The following is a 20,093-nucleotide window of genomic DNA, read 5'->3' on the forward strand; positions in this document are numbered from 1 at the left end:
ACGATCCGACGCCGGGTCAGCAAGGAATTAGCACAGTAAACAGACCAATAATATGAACCCAAACTTGTCCCAGCTGCAGCCATACCCCTTCGCCAAGCTTGCGAAGCTAAAAGAGGGTATCGAAGCCCCGGCCACGCTTGACCATATCCCGCTGTCCATTGGTGAGCCCAAGCACACACCGCCCGCCTTTGTACGCGACGAACTGATCGACAACCTGGCAACGCTGGCCAATTATCCGGTCACCAAAGGTACGCCAGCACTGCGTGAAACCATTGCCAGCTGGCTGTGCAATCGCTTCAAGCTGTCGACCCTGAACGCAGAAACCCAGGTGATACCGGTAAACGGCACAAGAGAGGCACTGTTTGCCTTTGCCCAGGCAGTGGTGACGCCGGGCTCCAAGGTGCTGATGCCGAATCCCTTCTACCAGATATACGAAGGTGCCGCGTTTCTGGCCGGTGCCTCGCCCTACTTCATCAATTGCACGGCGGAAAACGGATTCAAACCAGACTTTGCTTCCGTACCCGAAAGTGTCTGGCAGGATTGCAGCCTTCTTTACCTGTGCACGCCCGGTAATCCAACTGGTGCCCTTCTGGCACTGGAGGATTTAAAGCAGCTTATTGCGCTCGCCGACCGCTATGACTTCATCATCGCATCCGACGAATGCTACTCAGAACTTTATTTCGATGAGGTAACCCCTCCCGCCGGCCTCCTGCAAGCTTGCGCGGAACTAGGGCGGGATGATTACCAGCGCTGTGTGGTATTCCACAGCCTGTCGAAACGCTCCAACCTGCCCGGCTTGCGCTCGGGTTTTGTCGCCGGCGACGGCAAGATTCTGGAGCAGTTCCTGCTGTACCGCACCTATCACGGCTGCGCCATGCCGGTGCCAACCCAATACGCCTCAATTGCCGCATGGCAAGACGAACAGCACGTAAAAGAAAATCGCGATCTGTACCGACAAAAGTTTGATGCGGTGCTGGATATTCTCGACGGTTGTATCGACGTACAAAAACCCCACGCCAGCTTTTACCTGTGGCCTCGTGTGGGCGATGGAGAGAGCTTCGCGCGGGAGCTCTTCCGGCAACAACACATCACCGTATTGCCCGGCGCCTACCTGGCCCGCGAGAGCAATGGGATAAACCCGGGGGCGGAGTACGTCCGCATGGCACTGGTCGCCACCCTGGATGAATGTATCGACGCGGCGCAACGTATCCGCACGTTTTGTCAGTAAGAAGTACCCATGAGCGATGTCATGACAGCCAAAAACCTGCTCAAACAAGAGCGTGTAGATTTTATTCTCCAGCGGCTGGAAGAGTTGTACCCGGAAACCCCGGTCCCTCTTGATCACTTCGATACCTACTCCCTGCTGGTGGCGGTATTGCTCTCTGCCCAGTGCACCGACGAACGCGTAAACCAAATCACCCCCGCCCTGTGGGAACTGGCAGACAACCCCTACGACATGGCCAAGGTACCGGTCGAGAAAATACAGGCAGTCATTCGCCCCTGCGGTCTGTCACCGCAGAAATCCAAGGCGATTCAGAAGCTGTCAGAAATTCTGGTCAACGAATATCACGGTCGGGTGCCAGAAAACATGGCAGCACTGGAGACACTTCCCGGTGTGGGCCACAAAACCGCCAGTGTGGTGATGGCCCAATCCTTTGGGCACCCCGCCTTCCCGGTGGACACCCACATTCACCGCCTGGCCCAGCGCTGGGGTCTGACCTCTGGCAAAAACGTGACGCAGACAGAGAAAGACCTGAAGCGGGTTTTTCCGCGAGAAAAGTGGAACAAGCTGCACCTGCAGATCATTTTTTACGGCCGCGAATTCTGCTCCGCGCGCGGTTGTGATGGCACCGTGTGTGAAATTTGCACCACCTGCTATCCGGCAAGAAAACACCCCAAGAAAACCAAAAAGGCCTGATCCATTCGGTTCGGCGTGACAGACACAGGATTTGAAATGATTACCCTGTACGGCATTAAAAATTGTGACACCGTAAAAAAAGCCCGTAAATGGCTAGAGCAAAATGCAGTGGAATACCGCTTCCACGATTTCCGTGAAGACGGTATGGATACGGTACCCCTGGCTAGCTGGCTGGAACAATTCGGCTGGGAGCAGGTACTGAACCGCCGTTCCACCAGCTGGCGCGCCTTAGATCAGACGCAGAAAGACGCTATGGATAACACCAGCGCGGCGACCCTGGCCAACGAGACACCGACACTCATCAAGCGTCCGGTACTCACCAAGGGCGGCGATACCCTGTTTGGCTTCAAGGCCGATACCTACGCCAGTTTCGCCAAATAAGCGGACCGCATCTAATCCGCAAAAAAATCAGACTCAGTACAAGGAAACCATCATGAGCAACGTATACAGCATTGGCTTCGGCATTGGCACCTGCAACAGCAAGGGCGAGTGGCTGGAAGTCTACTTCCCGCAGCCGCTGCTAAATCCGTCCGACGATATCGCCAAAGCAGTAACCAGCACCCTCGATATCGACGGCGGCAATGTCGCGATTGCTCTGGAAGAGGCGCAGCTGCAGCCGCTCGCGGATAACCTGGCGAGTGCCGGCGCCGAAGAGCAAGCAGCCATTTTGCGTCAATTCGCCAGCAGTCAGCGTCCTCTGGTTGCGGTGGTACTGCACAGTGACGACGCGCCACAGTCCGTGCCCGAGTCTTACCTGAAGCTGCACCTGCTGTCTCACCGCCTGGTCAAGCCGCACGGCACCAAACTGGATGGTATCTTCGGCCAACTGGCCAACGTGGCCTGGACCAATCAGGGTGCAATCGATCTGGCAGAACTTCCCCAGCGCCAGCTGGAAGCGCGCCTCAAGGGCGAACTGCTGGAAGTTTCCTGCGTGGACAAGTTCCCGAAAATGACCAACTACGTGGTACCGACTGGTGTCCGTATCGCCCATACCGCCCGTGTACGCCTAGGCGCTTACCTGGGTGAAGGCACCACCATCATGCACGAAGGTTTTGTAAACTTTAATGCGGGCACCGAAGGCCCAGGCATGATCGAAGGCCGTATTTCCGCTGGCGTATTCGTGGGTGCCGGCTCTGACCTCGGCGGCGGCAGCTCCACCATGGGTACCCTGTCGGGCGGTGGCAATATCGTGATCTCCCTGGGCGAAGGCTGCCTGCTCGGCGCCAACGCCGGTACCGGTATTCCTCTGGGCGACCGCTGCACTGTTGAGTCTGGTCTCTACATCACTTCCGGCACCAAGGTTGCCGTACTGGATGACAAAGGCGAGGTTGCCGAGTCGGTAAAAGCGCGCGACCTCGCGGGCAAGTCCGACCTGCTGTTCCGCCGCAACTCTGCGACCGGCGCGGTTGAATGTTTGACCAACAAAAGTGCCATTGAGCTGAACGCGGAGTTGCACAGCAACTAATTTGTCTCGCACTGGCCGCTGCCGGAACTCGATTGAAGTGACCGGCAGCCGCCCGCCCACATACAGGAATAGCGCTCCAACTACCACGGAGCCAGAAGCACCCCATGACCCCGACAGTACAATTAACCTGCGACCTGATTAGTCGCCGCTCCGTAACCCCAGAAGACGCGGGCTGCATGCAGCTTATGCTCGAACGCCTGGAAAAAATCGGCTTCAAAACCGAACACCTACGCTTCGGTGATACCGACAACTTCTGGTCTGTGCGCGGTGAAGAAGGCCCACTGTTTGCCTTCGCCGGCCACACCGACGTGGTACCCACCGGCCCCGAAGAAAACTGGAAGATCCCGCCGTTCGAGCCGGAAATCGTCGAAGGTATGCTCTACGGCCGTGGCGCCGCCGATATGAAAGGTTCTCTGGCCGCCATGGTCATCGCCTGTGAAGAGTTTGTCGCCGCGCACCCCAACCACAAAGGCCGCATCGCCTTTTTGATTACCAGTGATGAAGAAGGCCCCGCAAAACACGGCACCGTGAAAGTGGTGGAGTGGCTGGAACAGCGCAACGAGAAAATCGACTGGTGTCTGGTTGGCGAGCCATCCAGTACCGCCCTCGCCGGCGACGTCATCAAAAATGGCCGCCGCGGTTCGCTCGGGCTGGAACTGACCGTGTTCGGAATTCAGGGCCACGTGGCCTACCCGCACCTGGCAGAAAACCCGGTACACATGCTGGCACCGGCACTGGCAGAACTCGCAGCCGAAGAGTGGGATCAGGGCAATGATTTCTTCCCGGCCACCAGCTTCCAGGTTTCCAATATCAACGGCGGCACCGGTGCTACCAACGTGATTCCCGGTGATGTGAAGGTCGTGTGCAACTGGCGCTTCTCCACCGAAACCACGGCGGAAGAACTGGAGAGCCGCGCCCGCGCTATTTTCGATAAGCACGGGCTCAAATATGAAGCCAATTTCAACCTGAGCGGACAACCCTTTCTGACCGCCGCCGGCCCGCTGGTTGAATCCGCGCAGGCAGCGATTCGCAAAGTGACCGGACGGGAAACCGAGCTGTCCACTGCGGGAGGCACATCCGATGGCCGCTTTATTGCGCCAACCGGTGCACAGGTTGTGGAGCTGGGCCCAGTGAACGCCACCATCCACAAAGTGGATGAGTGCGTAAAAGCGGAAGATTTGGATCTGGTAAAGGATATGTACCGGGAAGTCTTGCGCGGCCTACTGGCCTGATTACAGTCGGCCCGGCAGGTTTACAGGCTTCGCCCAGAAGTTAATGCAACCTGCCGTGCCGCACTGTGGGCTCCGGCTGCGCGTGACCGTCGTAGCCGTGGGCCATTACAAAGTAATACATCACCTGCTCCTCGCCATCGGCTTCGGCCATCAGGTCGAAAATCACTTCATCTTTGTCACCCGGAGTCATCCGCACCGCGGAGACCAGATCCGGCTCAATAAACACTTCACCGATCAGGCGCTTGCCACGCACCAGCTGAACCAGCAGCGTGCGCGGGTTTTCCTGGGTGAACCGCCAGTGGAAATCATCATGATCGTACATGATGACGTCCGGGGTACCGGCGCGCAAAATACAGTTGCAGTGATCAGAGAGCCACGGCCAGAAGTCTTGTAGCACGAGCGAACCGGAATCGGACGGCGCCGCCATTTCGGGATTATCCATTAACCTGTCAGTCCTCGAGCTGGGTGACGCTCTCGGCACCACCCTCCAGATCAAACTCGACGGCAATCTGCTGGCACCATTCGTTCAGTCGCCCGCAGGTCAGTTCTTCCTGCTGGTCCTCGTCAATAGCCAGCCCCATAAACAGGTTCTGCCCCGAGATTTCAGCCTTGGATGCTTCGAACTCATACCCTTCCGTAGACCAATAGCCGATAACAGTGGCACCGTTGGCGACGATGACGTCGTGTAGCATGCCCATGGCGTCCAGGAAGTAGTCACCGTAGCCGAACTGATCACCCAGACCAAACAGCGCTACGGTCTTACCGGTAAAGTCGATCTCCTGAACATCTTCCCAGAAGTCTTCCCAGTCAGATTGAATCTGGCCGAAATCCCAGGTTGGGATGCCCAGGATCAGCTGCGTGTAGTCGGCGATCTCCAACTGTGTGACATCCGCGATATCGTGGATGTCCACCCGGTCCTCTCCCAGGCGCGCGGCGATTCTCTGGGCCACCCCTTCGGTATTGCCCTCGTCGCTACCGTAAAACAGGCCGATCTTACTCACAGTGTCTCCTCAACTACTCGAAACCACCCTGCCACTTGGGCGGGCGTCTATGGGGCGGGCATTTTCCCAACAATAGCCGGGTTCAGCAAGGCGCAGAGACAATCTTGGGGGTACATTTAGAGGTACATTCTCAGGCACAAAAAAAGCCCCTGTAAGACAGGGGCATCAGGATGGGGACTCTGCCGGCGGTTGGGGTTGGGGCCGGCGAGTCCAATGCTGGGGGACCGATAAGTCCAACAGCGAGAGAGTATGACTGGCTGAAAACTGAGCGAGGCGAAACGCTTAATCTGACTGCTTGCCCGCACGACGCTCTTTGCGCTGCTCCCAACGGGCCTTGCGCTCGGCCTTCATCTGCTCCATCTTGGCCTTCTGGTCATCCGTGAGAATCGCCTCGAACTGTTTACGCATCTCGGCCCTGTGCTGCATCTTGCGCACTTCCAGCTCACCAAGCTTGGTACCCAGACTATTCAACGTGGCCCGGTCTGCACCGGAATCGATGGCTTCCTTCAATTGCTTGCGCACCTCGTGCATTGCCTTGCGGTCCGCCTCACGCGCCTCCTTACCTGCGTCACGATTCGCCTTTAGCTGCGCCTTCTGGCCTTCGGTGAGCTCCAGCTTTTCCGCCAGCCGCTCAAACATACGATCGTGGTGGTCACCACCCTTGTGATGGCTCGCTTTGTGGTATCCGTGCCCTTTGTCGCCCTCCGGGAAAGCCATGACCATTCCGGAGGTTGCTAATGCGCCGCCGAGAACCACAGTACCGGCCAAAGCTTTCCATTTATTTATAACGAGATGTTTCATATTCGATTCCTCAAATTTCGCTGTGCTGTAAGGCAAACTTGGGTTTCGGCTTAATCGGTTGGCCTGTGAGTTTGCGTGTTTCCCGAGTCGGTAGGTGCATACTAGGCTCGTGCAGTGTAAATAGGGGATAAAGCAGGTAAACATTTGTTAAGAACGGTAAAACACGCGATACCATTTCCCGAATAGCCCCAGCACTATGCATATAATTCCTCCAGTAATTCAGTGCCGCCGCGCCAATAAAGAGACTTCACCCCATGAGCCATATCCTGCTGGTAGATGACGATATTGAACTCACCGAGCTGCTCGAAGAGTTTCTGGTGGGTGAAGGGTTTCAGGTGACGGTCGCCAACGACGGTGGTCGCGGCCTGGAGCTGGCCCGCAGTGAAGCCTTTGACGCTCTGGTGCTGGATGTGATGCTACCCGTGCACAACGGCTTCGAGGTTCTGCGTAAGCTGCGCGAAGATGCCAGTAATCCCGGCCACTCCCTGCCGGTAGTGATGCTGACCGCAAAAGGCGACACCGTGGACCGCATCGTGGGCCTGGAAATGGGCGCCGACGACTACCTCCCCAAGCCCTGTAATCCCCGTGAACTCGCGGCGCGACTACGCGCCATATTGCGGCGCGGGCGCGCAGAAGAAAAAGAAGTGAGCAACGATGTGCTCGTCAGTGGGCCACTGCGCCTGCTGCCCCGAGAGCACCAGTGCCAGTGGAACGAGCAACCGGTAAACCTGACCGGTGCGGAATTCTCCGTGCTCAAGGTACTCGTGGAGAATGCCGGCCAGGTTGTCAGTAAGGAAATCATCACCGAACAGGCGCTGGGGCGAAAATTAATGCCCTACGACCGCTCGATCGATGTGCACGTCAGTAATATTCGCAAGAAGCTGGGCGAACAGGGAGCCAGCCGTGAACTGATTATCAATATTCGCGGTGCAGGATATATGCTCACCCGCTCTCAGGGGTAAACCATGCGCAGCTTGTTTGGACGAATCTTTTTCGGAGCCTGGCTGACCGCGGTCATCATGGTATTGGTTGCGGTGTACATCACCCACATCCGCGAGTTTGGCGACCCCGCGCAACAGGATCGCTGGGAAGGCGTTGAGCTGTTCCGCGAAGTGACCCACAATCTGCGCATGACCCGCCGACACGGTACAGAGCACTTTGGCCACTGGCTAGGGCAACAACCGAAAGAGGTTCAACAGCGCATATACGCCATCGACGAATTTGGCCAGGAAGTACTGCAGCGCCCCATCCCGAGGAACATGGCCCCTCTTTTTGCCAGCCTGAATTACCGCAACCGCGAAACCCGTGGACTCGTGGATAAAAAACCCAGTATCGGTTTCTTCGTGCAGCGACGCGGTGGCGAAACCCTGCGTGTGGTGTTCATGGCGGGCAAGAGTAAAGAAGAGCTGGTGCTGCGATTTATCCTGCGTAGTTTCTGGCCAATCCTGGTGCTAGCCACGCTGGCTTCCGGACTGGCCTGCTATCTGCTGGCACGCTATCTGAGTAAGCCCCTCGACAACCTGCGGGTGGCGACGCGGCGGGTGGCGGCGGGCGATCTGAGCTACCGGGTGACACCCTCGCTACACGGTCACGGCCGCGAACTGGGTGAGCTGGCTGCGGATTTCGACTCGATGACGGCACAACTGCAGGAGTCGATGACCGAGCAGCGCCGGCTCATCAAGGATGTCTCCCACGAGTTACGCTCGCCGCTGGCACGCCTGCAAGTAGCACTCGCCATTGCCCGCCAGAAAAACGTCCACGCCCTGGACCCGGAACTGGACAAAATAGGCAAAGCGGCAGACTACCTGGAAGACATCATCGCCGACATACTTTCCCTACCCGTCAGTGGCGACAATCAGCGGCCGCTGGACGACGTAGTGGAAATTAACAGTCTGCTCGCGGCGCTTTGCGACGAGCTCAAAGATGAGGCGCAACAAAAGCATGTCTCCATCAACCTGCGCCTCGACGACACAGAACTATTGGTCGCCACACGCGGCAGTTCGCTCACCGCCGCACTAGAGAATATTCTCCGCAACGCGATCAAATACAGCCCTTCGGGTGGCCAGGCTACCGTGACCGTCACCGGTATTCCGGCGAAAACAACCGCTCAGACCGGCAACGCCACCGAGCCGGGTCACTGCCAAATTCAGGTTAGCGACTCCGGTAACGGCGTGCCCGAGTCTGAACTGGAAGCGATCTTCCGGCCCTTCTATCGCACCGACGAAGCGCGCAGTCGCGAGAGTGGCGGGTTTGGCCTGGGACTCGCCATCGCACAGCGCACCGTGGCCCAGCATCAGGGAAGTATCGAGGCATGCAACGCTGCACAGGGCGGCCTGACGGTGAACATTACCCTGCCTACACTGGAAAGCGGTTTCTAGTCGTCATATTAGAAAAATATTCGCGCCACGCGCTGACTGGCGAACCACAATTCTAGCCAGTACACTTTGTCGAGCTGCCGGCCGCCCGCACAGCATCATGTTTGCCGCTGCCAGTCGTCGACACAGATATCTTGCCCCTTTGCTACCCGGAGTCCGCCATGCGCTGGTTACTGTACCTTCTGATTTTCCTGGCTCTGCTGGTACTGGCGGGCTTTCTGTTTCCGCGCGAGGCAACCACCGAGCGCAGCGTGTATATCGCCCAGCCTCCACAAGTGGTGTTCCCCTACCTAAACAACTTCCAGAACTTCAATAAATGGTCGCCCTGGTACCAGATCGATCCGAGTACGGAATACACCTATACCGGGAACCCCGAAGGTAAAGGCGCGGAAATGCACTGGAAGAGCGAAGATCCCAACGTGGGCAATGGCACCCAGACCATTACCGCGAGCGAGCCCTACTCCCGGATTGCGACCGATCTCGACTTCGGCGCCCAGGGAAAGGCCAAAGCGGAATTCACCCTCAAACCGCAGGGTAGTGGCACAAACGTCACCTGGTCATTCAGTTCCGACATGGGCGGCAGCCCCATTGCACGCTGGATGGGACTGATGGTTTCAAGAATGGTTGGCGAGTCCTATGCCGAAGGGCTCGACAAGCTCAAAGCGCTGGTAGAGTCCGAAGCCAATGCGGGCGCTCCCGCGGTAGACACCCGCGACGCGCTGCCTTCGGAAGGCAGCAATATTGAACCGGAAAATGTAGACCCGGGAATGGAAAACGAGATTATCGAGGGTGATGATGTAGAGTCACCGGATAGCAGCGGCGACGAACTGGGCGAGCCAAAACAAGAGATTCAACCCTGACACGGCGAAGTTTGCGCGCATACAAACCAAAAAAGGCAGCCAATGGCTGCCTTTTTCATATCTATCAGCGCCCAATCAACGGCTCTTGCGTTTGGGCGCACGCCCTCCCGCTGCCACCGGCGACTTGCGCAGTTTGCGGCGCTGACGCTGCAGGATTTCTTTTTCCGACTGGGTCAGCGTGCGCTGGCCAAGCTTCGGCAGACCAGCGGTAACACACAGGTCGTCGATTTCCTTGGGCTCCATTTCAATCCACTGGCCCACGCGTACATGCGACGGAATAAACACGCTGCCGTAACGCACGCGCTTCAGGCGGCTGACGCGCACGCCCTGCGATTCCCACAAACGACGCACCTCGCGGTTACGCCCTTCCATAACGACACAGTAGAACCAACGGTTGGTGCCTTCACCACCGCTTTCCACGATATCGGTAAACCGCGCCTGACCGTCATCCAGCAAAACACCTTTGGTCAGGCGCTTTTTCATGTCGTCATCCACGTCGCCCTGAATGCGAACCAGATACTCGCGGTCAATGACCGATGACGGGTGCATCAGTTTGTTGGCCAGCTCACCACTATTGGTGAACAAGAGAAGACCACTGGTATTGAAGTCCAGTCGTCCAACGGAAATCCAGCGCCCGCTTTTCAGGCGCGGCAGCCGATCGTACACCGTCGGGCGACCTTCCGGGTCGTGACGGGAACAGATTTCTCCCGTGGGCTTGTTATACAGAATCACACGTACGCGGTTTTCATCGCCACCGGAAATGCGCTTGCCGTCGAATTCAATCTGGTCGTCTTCGCTGACCCGCTCACCGAGTCCGGCGACTTCGCCGTTTACGGTGACCCGGCCCGCCTCAATGGCTCGCTCCATCTCCCGGCGCGAACCCATGCCAGCCCTGGCCAATACTTTTTGCAGTTTTTCGCCCAATGGCGCTGCTTCATTACTCATGAATGGAGGTTTTCCGGGGATTGTTGTTCATCTTCATCCTGCCCGTCGCCTTCGGCAACATCCTGCAGATTCTCTTCCGCCTGTGCATCTTGCTGCAGATCGTCTTCGTCGAGCACGCCCTCTGCAACTGGTTCCTCGGCGGCCAGCTCTTGTGTGACGGACTCCTCTGAAAGATCCTGTGCTGCACTCTCCTCTTCGACGGCAGGCACGTTTTCGTCTGCTGCCGCCTCTTCAGGGTAGACCTCGCTGTCGTCCTGCGCGATTTCTACTTGCGCAGCAGCGGCTTCGTCGGCCGCCGCGAACAGGCCTTTACTTTGCGCACCCTCGTAGAACGTCGCTACGGGTTCTTCGTCGATTTCTTCGTCAGAGTCTTCGTCGGTGTCGTGATCGATGTCTTCGTCCGCAACCTCACCCACAGTCTCTTCCGAGCTCTCATCCGCGTCTTGAGCGGCTGCTTCACCAGCATCTTCCGCCACAGTCTCGTCTGCGACTTCCGCTTCTGCCGCATCTTCTGCGCCCGCCTCGGCAGCTTGCGCGTCACCCTCAGGGACCGGCGCGCCATCACCGAGATCCAGCGCCGCGTTCAGGCTTTCAATATCGCGTATTTCCGCCAACGTCGGCAGATCGTCGAGGCTCTTCAAATTGAAGTAATCGAGGAATTCTCGGGTGGTGGCATAGAGCGAAGGCTTGCCCGGCACATCTCTCTGGCCCACAACCTTGATCCAGCCGCGCTCGGAGAGGCTCTTAACAATATGCGAGCTTACTGCGACACCGCGGATTTCCTCGATGTCACCCCGCGTAATCGGTTGACGGTAAGCAATAATGGCGAGGGTTTCCAAGGTCGCACGGGAGTACTTCTGGGGTTTTTCCTCCCACAATTTGTTCACCCAGGGCGCGAGTTCCTCAGGCACCTGGAAGCGCCAACCACTGGCCACCTGCTTGAGCTCAAAGCCGCGCTCGGCACAGCTTTCGGCAATCTCTTCCAGCGCCTGCTTCAGCTCAGATTTTTCGGGGCGCTCCCCTTCGTCAATCAGGGAAAGCAGGCGATCTTCCGACAGCGGCTGGCCCGCCGCCATCAGCGCGCCTTCCACGATCCGGCGCAATAATTCCGGGGCGATACTCATGTTATTCGCTTCACTCACTCTTCGCTGAACAGCGATATAGGACGTACTCGAGCTGTGCTACTCGATTCTTGTTCCGGCTCGACATCGTCGCCGGCAACCGGCGTGTCTACGGGCTCCGCTGCCTGTGACGCAAACTCTCGTGCATCGGCTTCGGAGGCGAACGAAAACTCATAGCTGTAGCGGCCATCTTTGGTTTCACCGCGATTTTCAGCCGGGATTTCAGTGTCCAATGCATCCTCAGTGTCTGCACCAGTACCTGCACCATATTCGGTTCCCGTCTCATCAACCTCTGGCTCGCTTCCATCGGCAACCTCACCGCGGGCACGCACGTGGATAGGGCCGAAGGATTCGTTCTGCACCAGCTCTACCAGGGACTCCTTCACCAGCTCCATTACGGCCAGGAAGGTAACCACCACCCCCAGGCGCCCCTCTTCCACGCGGAAAAGGTTTACAAATGGCACAAACTGACGATGTTTGATCGAATCCAGTACCTGCGTCATACGCTCACGGGTGGAAAGTTTTTCCTTTTCCACCTGGTGACTTTCGAACATGTCCGCACGACGCAACACGTCCGCAAGGGCCACCAGTACCTCTTTCAGGTCCACCTCAGGCTCTGGACGGGTCAACTTGCGATCCGGCCCACTGGCGCTGGCCTGATGAATATCACGGCCCACCCGCGGCAGCTCGTCGATATCTTCGGCGGCGGTCTTGAAACGCTCGTACTCCTGCAGGCGGCGAATCAGTGCGGCGCGTGGATCTTCGCCCTCTTCCTCTTCCGCCTCTGGCGGGCGCGGCAGCAGCATGCGGGATTTGATTTCCGCCAGCATCGCTGCCATCACCAGATACTCTGCGGCCAGCTCAAAGCGCATGGAGGACATCATCTCCACGTAGCCCATGTACTGGCGGGTAATTTCGGCCACATTGATCTCGAGAATATCGAGGTTCTGACGGCGAATAAGGTACAGGAGCAGGTCGAGAGGCCCTTCAAAGGCCTCGAGAATGACTTCCAGCGCATCCGGTGGGATGTACAGATCGCTCGGCAGGTCGGTGAAGGCTTTGCCTTCCACCATCGCAAACGGCATCTCGCCCTGACGCGGCCCAGCGTCGGGGGCGACAGAATCCTGTGCCTCAGGAGACGCTTCAGACGGCTCTTCGGACACTTCCACTGAAGGCTCTTCAGCCTCTTGCACTGAGGGCTCGGCAGCAGGCTCTGAGGCAGCTACGGGCGCCTGCACGGTCTCATCCTCAACGGAGGCGACCTCTACCGTTTCTTGTATTTCTTCAATGGACACTGTATCACCGAACCCAGCTTGACCGACTAACTGACCACCTTTCGGGCAGGCCAAACGCGCGATTATACATCAGGGTCAGCCGAGAATTTCATCTATTGCACCGCAACCCTGACGCACCAGTACTGGATCATCGCCGGTGAGGTCCACCACGGTGGTCGCCTCAAAGCCACAGAAACCGCCGTCTATCACCAGCTCCACCTGATGTTCGAGGGTATCGCGAATGTCGTAAGGGTCGGTCAGCGGCTGCTCTTCACCGGGCATAATCAGGCTACAGCTCATCAGCGGCTCACCAAGGGTGCTAACGAGGGCCTGCACAATGGGGTTATCTGGCACGCGCAAACCAATGGTCTTGCGCTTGGCATGGGCCAGGCGGCGAGGCACTTCGGACGTCGCCGGCATAATAAAGGTGTAGGGGCCGGGGGTGTGATTTTTCAGTAGGCGGAACATCTGATTGTCCACCTTGGCGTACGTGGCGAGCTCGGATAGATCGCGACACATCAGGGTGAAATTGTGGTCCTTGTCCAGCTGACGCAGCGCGCGAATGCGCTCCACCGCCATTTTTTCTCCCAATCGACAGCCGATCGCATACGCGGAGTCCGTGGGAAACACGATAACACCGCCCGATGACACGATATCCGCGGCCTGATTGATCAGCCGCGCCTGCGGGTTCTCCGGATGAATCTGGAAGAATTGCGCCATTAATACCCCCTTTGCCAATGTGAACAGGGCGCTCCCTGCCCGAATACTATTTACTGGCGCCAGTTTGCCACAGATTCCAGACCGGCTCGACGTCCGCTGGCAGGCGCACGCAACCCAGTGCTCGCCAGGGCTGGTCTGGCTGGTGGAAATCGCTTCCCAGTGAAGCGAGTAACGGCCGTTCACCATTACTTGTCTGCGCCAACAGCTGCAAAATTTCGCGGGTCTGCACCGGGTTTTGCTGGCCGCACACCACCTCTGCGGCAGCGCCACCCGCACGCTGGAAATCGCTCAATAGCGCCTGCAAGCGTGTGCGCGTCAAACCGTATTTGAGCGGATGCGCCAGTACCGCCGCACCCCCAGCGGCCTCAATACTCGCGATCGTTTCCGCGAGATCCGGCCAGGGGACCGCTACGTCACCGATTTTGCCGGCTCCCAGATAGCGTTTGAACGCCTTGGCCGTATCCGTTACGTGCCCCTCGGCGACCATCCAGCGGGCAAAATGCGGGCGACCAATCTCATCACCACTGGCCAGTTGCCGAGCGCCCTCAAACGCGCCGACAAATCCACGCTTTTCCAGACGACGGGCAATCTCCATTGCACGCTCGCGACGCAGCGCCGCGCGTACTGACACCGCTTCGGCGAGGGCTGCGGACGTACAGTCAACATTGAGCCCGACAACGTGAACAACCCGTCGCCCCCAGCATGCGGTAAACTCCACGCCGGGCAACAGGGTGACCCCCTGCTCCGCCGCGGCCTGACTGGCCTCTGCAATCCCGCCAACGGTGTCGTGGTCGGTTAGCGCCAACAGCGTCACACCAGCGGATTTGGCCCTCGACACCAGCGCTGTAGGACTTAAAATACCGTCCGACGCAGTACTGTGGCAGTGTAGGTCGACCTGACCAGAAACAGCATCGTCGGTCACAACAGATCGGGCGGTGTACATAGCAAGGTCCATACTTTTGCGAGATCAGATGGTCACCGTTAAACGGAACCATCGAGAACGGTTGCTGTCACAGAGAGTTGCAGGTTTGGAATCCTGCACAGGCCATGTGGTGGCGAAGTAAGCGCCGCCGACCGACAGGTTTTCAGACCTGCCGGGCTAACCGGATTGCCGGTTTCAGGGATAAGGCCCCTTACTGGGGAAAGCAACTTCGCCACTGACAGCTGTATCGTCAGCCAGCGGGCATTATCACCGGAACAGAACATGACCGATAGCAAACAAGCACATTCAAATACGACGAACGCTGCCCCTCAGCCCGAAACTGCGGGCGGCAGTTCTGTGCAGCAAGCACAGAAACCCGCGCAAAAGGAAAGCCTGCTCGGCAACCTGTTGCTCAATATCGTGATCCCCACCCTGATCCTTACCAAGCTGTCTGGCGATGACTGGCTGGGCACCAAATGGGCGATCGTCGTAGCGCTGGCCTTCCCCCTTATCTACGGTCTGCGCGACCTGCTGCGCTCCGGCAAGGTCAACTTCTTTTCCGCCCTGGGCGTCATCAGTATCCTGCTGACCGGCGGCATCAGCCTGCTGGAACTGGACGCCAAGTACATTGCAATCAAAGAAGCTGCCATTCCCGGACTGCTGGGTGTAGCCACTATTGTCAGCCTGTATACCCGCTGGCCGCTGGTACGCACGCTGATTTACAACGATCGCATCCTCGACACCGGCAAGATCGCCGACCGCCTCTCGTTGAATGGCAATGAAACTGCCTTCGAGCGGACCCTGCAACAGGCATCGTGGATGATTGCCGGTTCCTTTTTCCTGTCGTCCACGCTGAATTACATTTTGGCCGAAGTACTACTGCAAAGCTCTCCCGGAACCGAAGCGTTCAATGAAGAACTGGGCAAGATGACCGCCCTCAGCTTCCCCGTGATTGCCCTGCCCGCCACCATTATCTTAATGCTGGTGCTGGTATTCCTGTTCCGTCGTATCGGCAAACTGACCGGGCTCTCACTGGAAGAAATTATGGTGCAGCAGTAAATCAGGCCGAGCACCTACTGCGCACTGTATACGGACCGACCGGCCACTCAACAACATAAAAAAACTAAGGAATACGACACAGCTTATGTGGTACGCAATTATCAGTCAGGATGTAGAAAACAGCTTACCCTTGCGTAAAACCGCGCGCGCTGCGCATATCGCGCGACTCACCGCACTGAAAGACGAGGGACGTCTGCTGATCGCCGGGCCACACCCCGCCATCGACAGTGAAGAGCCGGGCGAAGCCGGTTTTACCGGTAGCCTGGTGGTTGCCGAGTTCCCGTCATTGGCCGAAGCCCAGAGCTGGGCCGACGACGACCCGTACATGAGTGCCGGCGTCTATGCATCGGTCACCGTTAAGCCTTACAAGCTGGTTCTGCCTTAAGCGCACCAGCTAAACCAAAACAAGATTTCCGAGTTCGACTTTTACTGGCCATGAAAAAACTGTTCACCACCGCCGTTACCTCTACCCTGATCGCCATCGCCGCTAGCCCAGCACTGGCCATCAGCTCCGAACGTTATATTACCGACGAGCTGCATGTCCCGATGCGTTCCGGCCAGGGTAACGAGTTCCGTATTCTGCACCGGGGTTTGCCCAGTGGTACCAAACTGACCCTGCTGCAGGATTCTCCGGATACGGGCTGGGCGCAAGTGCGCACTCCCGGCGGTGAAGAGGGCTGGGTACGCCGTCAGTATCTGGAATCCGAACCTGTTGCCAAGATCAAACTGGTACAGGCTCAGCAACGGCTGGAACATATCGAAAGCCTGCAGGGCGACCTTGGTGGTGAGGTACGTCGCCTCGAAGAAGACAACACCAAACTGTCCACCGCCCTGAAGATTGAACAGGAGCGCGCCCAGGCCCTGGCCAAAGAACTCAAGGATCTGAAGGCACTGTCCTCGGATGCTGTTGCCCTTAACCAGCGCCACCAGAAACTGCTTAACCAGCACGAGCTGCTCAAACAGAAGCAGTCTATGGATCAGGCAGAAATCCAACGCCTGTCCTCCAGCGACTCGCACAAAACCTATATGTACGGTGCCTTCTCTGTGGCAATGGGTGCACTCATCGCAATGATTGCCCCGCATATGCGCCGCCGCAAGCGCCACTCCGAGTGGGCCAACTGATCCCGCTTTCCGCTACACGCGAGTTCCCCTACACGCGAGGCTACGGGTAGAATCCCTAGTCGGCTCTCCGGGCCTGGTCACTGACCGGGCCTTTTTGTGTTCGCTAATGGAAGAGATTATGAAACGCCTTACGCCCTTTCGCACCTTATTCCAAACCGCTCTCGCCACACTGTTACTGGGCCTCTCCAGCCTGGCACTGGCGGTTACCAACAACCCTCGAGTGGAGTTGCAAACTGACCTCGGCACCATTGAGCTGGTCCTGTACGCCGATAAGGCGCCCATTACCGTGGAAAATTTCCTGAAGTATGTCGACAGTGGATTTTACGATGGCACCATTTTTCACCGCGTAATCCCCGGTTTTATGGCCCAGGGCGGCGGCTTCACCTTTGATTTTCAGGAAAAGCCCACCGACGATCCGATCAAAAATGAATCGGACAATGGGCTTTCCAATCAGCGCGGCACCATCGCCATGGCCCGCACCAGCGTTCCCGACAGCGCCACCTCCCAGTTCTTTATTAACCTGGTAGACAACAGCCGTCTCGACGGCAGCGCCGATAAACCCGGCTACACCGTATTTGGTAAGGTATTGCTGGGGATGGGTGTCGTGCAGCAAATCGCCGCAGAGCCGCGCGGCCAACATCGCGCATATCCCGACGCACCCAACATGGCGGTGCGTATACTGAAGGCGAAACGAAAAGATTCGGATAGCGGAGAAAACGCCCAGTGATTGCACTCAGCGTCAACCTGAACAAGATCGCCCTGATTCGCAACTCCCGCGAGGGGAACTATCCCGATGTGGTCGCTCATGGCCGCACCTGTCTGGACGCCGGTGCCCACGGAATCACCGTGCACCCGCGCCCGGACCAGCGCCACATTCGCCCTGACGACGTGCGAAACCTGGCCGCGCTGTGCGCTGCACGCTCGGTAGAATTCAACGTAGAGGGCAACCCATTCGCGGGCCCCATGGGCAGCTATCCTGGCCTGTTGCCGCTGGTATTCGAAACCAAACCACAACAGTGCACATTAGTACCCGACAGTAACGATCAGCTGACCTCCGATCATGGCTTTGACCTCACCCGCGACGGCGAGCGCCTGGTGCCCATGATTCAGCAACTCAAAGACGCTGGCATCCGGGTAAGCCTGTTTATGGATCCAGACAAAAGCCAGATCAGTCTGGCCAAAGAAGTGGGCGCCGATCGTATCGAGCTATACACCGGCCCCTTTGCGGAGGCCGTCACCAACCAGTCCGGCGATGTAGACAAGATCTTTGCCGAACACTGTGCCGCTGCGGAGCACGCACTCCACCTCGGGCTCGGTGTGAACGCCGGCCATGACCTGAACCTGATCAACCTGCGCCGCTATCGTACGCTGCCCGGGTTGCAGGAAGTCTCTATCGGTCACGCATTGACGGTCGACGCCATCCAGATGGGTCTGGCGGACGCCACCGCGGCGTATGTGACCTGCCTGGCGGGCAATTAATTGCGATCCCTGAACGTTGTAGGTGCGGGCAAGCTCGGGCGCACGCTGGCCACCCTTTGGCATCAACAAGGCGTGTTCGAGATTGCCGGGCTGTTCAATCGCAGTGCGGCAAGCACTCGTGAAGCCCAGGACTTTATCGGTGCGGGTACTGCCGTCTCAGACCTGAACAAGTTGCCCCACGCACAAGTCTGGCTGCTGGCGGTACCGGACGATCAAATTGCAACCACGGCCGCCGCCCTGGCCCCAATCATTGCGCAGTATCAGCCTCTGGCAGGCAAGTCCCCAATGCTATTCCACTGTAGCGGCGCCCTACCCGCTTCTGTGCTTGCCGCCAGTGGCGCAGATCTGCTCGCCAGCGCACACCCGGTACACAGCTTTGCCGACCCCAAACGCTCGCTCACGGATCTTCCTGGCTCCACGGTAGCCCTGGAGGGCAGCGAAGAAGTGATCGATGTTCTTGAGCCGGCATTCAGGGCATTGAGCTGTAACTGTATTCACCTGAGCCCATCGCAAAAGGTGCTGTACCACACGGGCTCGGTAATGGCCTGCAACTATCTCACCGTACTTATGGATCTAAGCCTGCAGGTCTTTCAGGCCGCCGGTATCGATAACAAAAGCGCAATGGCGCTACTCGAACCCATTGTGGTGCAGACGGTGAAAAACAATTTTGCTCTGGGGCCGGCCAAGGCGCTTACCGGTCCGCTGGTACGCGGCGACGTCGCAACGGTGGCGCGACAGGCCGAAGCGCTACGTCAACTTGCGAAATCAAACAGCACAACCAATAACGACTCCGACACCACGCCTGACATCCAAGCCGCGACGCTTGCCGAAATGTATCGCGCGCTCGGAAAAGCTGCATTGCCTCTGGCGAAAAAAGCCGGCCTGAGCCAAGATGCTCGCCGGCAACTGCAATCCATTTTTGACGAATCGTAACCGTGAACGACTCCCCCGAATATCTGAAAAAACGCGCATTCTTCGACAGCCTGCTCACCATCTATGGACGCAAGCCGGTTCTCGAAGCACTGGAGGACAGCAGCCTGCCCGTGCACAAGCTGCACCTGGCGGAAAGTAACCGCAAGGACCAGCTGATTTCCCGTATCGAACAACTGGCCGAAGAACGCAATATTCAGGTCGCCCACTGGGACCGCAAAGGCCTGTCCCGCATTTCAAAAAATGCCAAGCAGGACCAGGGCGTGGCACTGGACCTGGCGCTACCGAAATACGGCAGTGCCGATACTTTCCTTAAAAAAAGCCAGGGCAAACACTTTGAGTTACTCGCGCTGGACGGCATCACCAATCCGCAAAACCTGGGCATGATTATTCGCTCGGCGTGCGCAGGCGGAATCGATGGAATCTTGCTGCCGAAAAAAGGCTGTGCGCAAATAGACCCTCTGGTTATCAAGGCCAGTGTGGGCACGCTGTTTAAGAGCCGTATTCTACGCTGTGACCAGCTGGCACCCGTGCTACAAAAATTCGGTGAGCAGGGCGCGCGCGTTTGCGCACTTTCCTCACACGCGCAAGATACCCTGGGTACGCTCGATACCAGTGCGCCCACGGTATTCGTTTTGGGAAATGAAACCCATGGCGTAAGCCCCGCGGTGGAAAAGTCCTGCACCCATAAAATTCGCATCCCGATGAAGAATGATGTGGAAAGCCTGAATGTGGCAATTACCGCGGCATTGATCAGCTTTCGTCATCAGTTCTGACGCCCAGCAAAAAAGTACGCAGCGCCCACTAATTATCGCCGCACTATCTGACGGCGCATGCAACCGCCGCGTCAAACTGACCTTCCGCTGATC

General features: G+C 57.7%; 22 protein-coding genes and 1 pseudogene. 15 read left to right on the forward strand and 8 right to left on the reverse strand.

The features are described from left to right. Positions 1-52: 52 nt before the first annotated feature. The 5 genes from dapC to dapE all read left to right on the forward strand — a co-directional run bounded on the left by dapC (position 53) and on the right by dapE (position 4,615). Entirely contained in the window at positions 53-1,228 is a 1,176-nt protein-coding gene (dapC, locus tag KUV22_RS05215; RefSeq protein WP_222229073.1) for a succinyldiaminopimelate transaminase, read from the forward strand. 9 nt (positions 1,229-1,237) lie between these two features. Next, the gene (gene nth, locus KUV22_RS05220) at positions 1,238-1,918 is read left to right on the forward strand and encodes an endonuclease III (protein ID WP_222229074.1); all 681 of its coding nucleotides are present in this window, start codon (positions 1,238-1,240) and stop codon (positions 1,916-1,918) included. A gap of 36 nt (positions 1,919-1,954) precedes the next feature. Beyond that, complete coding sequence (locus KUV22_RS05225) at positions 1,955-2,299, forward strand: ArsC family reductase (protein WP_222229075.1); 345 nt, start codon at positions 1,955-1,957, stop codon at positions 2,297-2,299. 52 nt (positions 2,300-2,351) lie between these two features. Then, positions 2,352-3,383 carry a 2,3,4,5-tetrahydropyridine-2,6-dicarboxylate N-succinyltransferase gene (dapD, locus tag KUV22_RS05230; RefSeq protein ID WP_222229076.1) on the forward strand — a complete coding sequence of 344 codons (1,032 nt, stop codon included), beginning with the start codon at positions 2,352-2,354 and terminating at the stop codon, positions 3,381-3,383. Positions 3,384-3,487: 104 nt separating this feature from the next. Continuing rightward, a complete protein-coding gene (gene dapE / locus KUV22_RS05235) occupies positions 3,488-4,615 on the forward strand; it encodes a succinyl-diaminopimelate desuccinylase (protein ID WP_222229077.1) in 1,128 nt (375 codons plus the stop codon). Between the two features lie 40 nt (positions 4,616-4,655). Here dapE and KUV22_RS05240 read toward each other — a convergent pair whose 3' ends face one another. The 3 genes from KUV22_RS05240 to KUV22_RS05250 form a co-directional block, all read right to left on the reverse strand. Then, entirely contained in the window at positions 4,656-5,057 is a 402-nt protein-coding gene (locus KUV22_RS05240; protein WP_222229078.1) for a hypothetical protein, read from the reverse strand. Positions 5,058-5,064: 7 nt separating this feature from the next. Then, the gene (locus KUV22_RS05245; protein WP_222229079.1) at positions 5,065-5,616 is read right to left on the reverse strand and encodes a flavodoxin; all 552 of its coding nucleotides are present in this window, start codon (positions 5,614-5,616) and stop codon (positions 5,065-5,067) included. A gap of 282 nt (positions 5,617-5,898) precedes the next feature. After that, positions 5,899-6,417, reverse strand: a complete 519-nt coding sequence (locus KUV22_RS05250; RefSeq protein ID WP_222229080.1) for a Spy/CpxP family protein refolding chaperone — start codon at positions 6,415-6,417, stop codon at positions 5,899-5,901. Positions 6,418-6,671: 254 nt separating this feature from the next. Between KUV22_RS05250 and KUV22_RS05255 the strand changes: the two genes are divergently transcribed. From KUV22_RS05255 to KUV22_RS05265, 3 genes are all read left to right on the forward strand, one after another. Continuing rightward, complete coding sequence (locus tag KUV22_RS05255) at positions 6,672-7,379, forward strand: response regulator transcription factor (RefSeq protein WP_222229082.1); 708 nt, start codon at positions 6,672-6,674, stop codon at positions 7,377-7,379. A 3-nt stretch (positions 7,380-7,382) separates the two neighbouring features. Further along, positions 7,383-8,795, forward strand: coding sequence for an ATP-binding protein (locus KUV22_RS05260; RefSeq protein WP_222229084.1), 1,413 nt, complete (start codon positions 7,383-7,385; stop codon positions 8,793-8,795). A 158-nt stretch (positions 8,796-8,953) separates the two neighbouring features. Next, positions 8,954-9,652, forward strand: a complete 699-nt coding sequence (locus tag KUV22_RS05265; RefSeq protein ID WP_222229086.1) for an SRPBCC family protein — start codon at positions 8,954-8,956, stop codon at positions 9,650-9,652. A 75-nt stretch (positions 9,653-9,727) separates the two neighbouring features. Here KUV22_RS05265 and rluB read toward each other — a convergent pair whose 3' ends face one another. From rluB to KUV22_RS05290, 5 genes and pseudogenes are all read right to left on the reverse strand, one after another. Beyond that, positions 9,728-10,597, reverse strand: a complete 870-nt coding sequence (gene rluB, locus KUV22_RS05270; RefSeq protein WP_222229088.1) for a 23S rRNA pseudouridine(2605) synthase RluB — start codon at positions 10,595-10,597, stop codon at positions 9,728-9,730. Further along, positions 10,594-11,721, reverse strand: a complete 1,128-nt coding sequence (gene scpB / locus KUV22_RS05275; RefSeq protein ID WP_222229090.1) for an SMC-Scp complex subunit ScpB — start codon at positions 11,719-11,721, stop codon at positions 10,594-10,596. The genes rluB and scpB overlap by 4 nt, the downstream gene beginning before the upstream one ends. A 311-nt stretch (positions 11,722-12,032) precedes the next feature. Continuing rightward, positions 12,033-12,956, reverse strand: a pseudogene (locus KUV22_RS05280) (segregation and condensation protein A); the annotation flags it as partial. A 132-nt stretch (positions 12,957-13,088) separates the two neighbouring features. Beyond that, a complete protein-coding gene (locus KUV22_RS05285) occupies positions 13,089-13,712 on the reverse strand; it encodes an L-threonylcarbamoyladenylate synthase (RefSeq protein ID WP_222229094.1) in 624 nt (207 codons plus the stop codon). 46 nt (positions 13,713-13,758) lie between these two features. Continuing rightward, positions 13,759-14,655: a PHP domain-containing protein gene (locus KUV22_RS05290; protein ID WP_222229096.1), complete on the reverse strand. Its 897-nt coding sequence runs from the start codon at positions 14,653-14,655 to the stop codon at positions 13,759-13,761. 261 nt (positions 14,656-14,916) lie between these two features. On the opposite strand from KUV22_RS05290, the gene KUV22_RS05295 reads away from it, so the two are divergent. From KUV22_RS05295 to KUV22_RS05325, 7 genes are all read left to right on the forward strand, one after another. Then, positions 14,917-15,693 carry a VC0807 family protein gene (locus KUV22_RS05295; protein WP_222229098.1) on the forward strand — a complete coding sequence of 259 codons (777 nt, stop codon included), beginning with the start codon at positions 14,917-14,919 and terminating at the stop codon, positions 15,691-15,693. Positions 15,694-15,778: 85 nt separating this feature from the next. Beyond that, positions 15,779-16,078, forward strand: a complete 300-nt coding sequence (locus KUV22_RS05300) for a YciI family protein (protein WP_222229100.1) — start codon at positions 15,779-15,781, stop codon at positions 16,076-16,078. A gap of 50 nt (positions 16,079-16,128) precedes the next feature. Then, positions 16,129-16,815: a TIGR04211 family SH3 domain-containing protein gene (locus KUV22_RS05305; protein ID WP_222229102.1), complete on the forward strand. Its 687-nt coding sequence runs from the start codon at positions 16,129-16,131 to the stop codon at positions 16,813-16,815. Positions 16,816-16,933: 118 nt separating this feature from the next. Continuing rightward, positions 16,934-17,542, forward strand: coding sequence for a peptidylprolyl isomerase (locus KUV22_RS05310; protein WP_222229104.1), 609 nt, complete (start codon positions 16,934-16,936; stop codon positions 17,540-17,542). Then, a complete protein-coding gene (locus KUV22_RS05315) occupies positions 17,539-18,294 on the forward strand; it encodes a pyridoxine 5'-phosphate synthase (RefSeq protein WP_222229106.1) in 756 nt (251 codons plus the stop codon). Before KUV22_RS05310 ends, KUV22_RS05315 begins: the two co-directional genes overlap by 4 nt. Then, the gene (locus KUV22_RS05320) at positions 18,295-19,227 is read left to right on the forward strand and encodes a Rossmann-like and DUF2520 domain-containing protein (RefSeq protein ID WP_222229108.1); all 933 of its coding nucleotides are present in this window, start codon (positions 18,295-18,297) and stop codon (positions 19,225-19,227) included. Between the two features lie 2 nt (positions 19,228-19,229). Next, a complete protein-coding gene (locus KUV22_RS05325) occupies positions 19,230-20,000 on the forward strand; it encodes a TrmH family RNA methyltransferase (RefSeq protein ID WP_222229110.1) in 771 nt (256 codons plus the stop codon). The last annotated feature ends 93 nt before the right edge of the window (positions 20,001-20,093 follow it).

Origin of the sequence: Microbulbifer agarilyticus, from assembly GCF_019800665.1 — a bacterium.
GTDB lineage: Bacteria > Pseudomonadota > Gammaproteobacteria > Pseudomonadales > Cellvibrionaceae > Microbulbifer > Microbulbifer agarilyticus_C.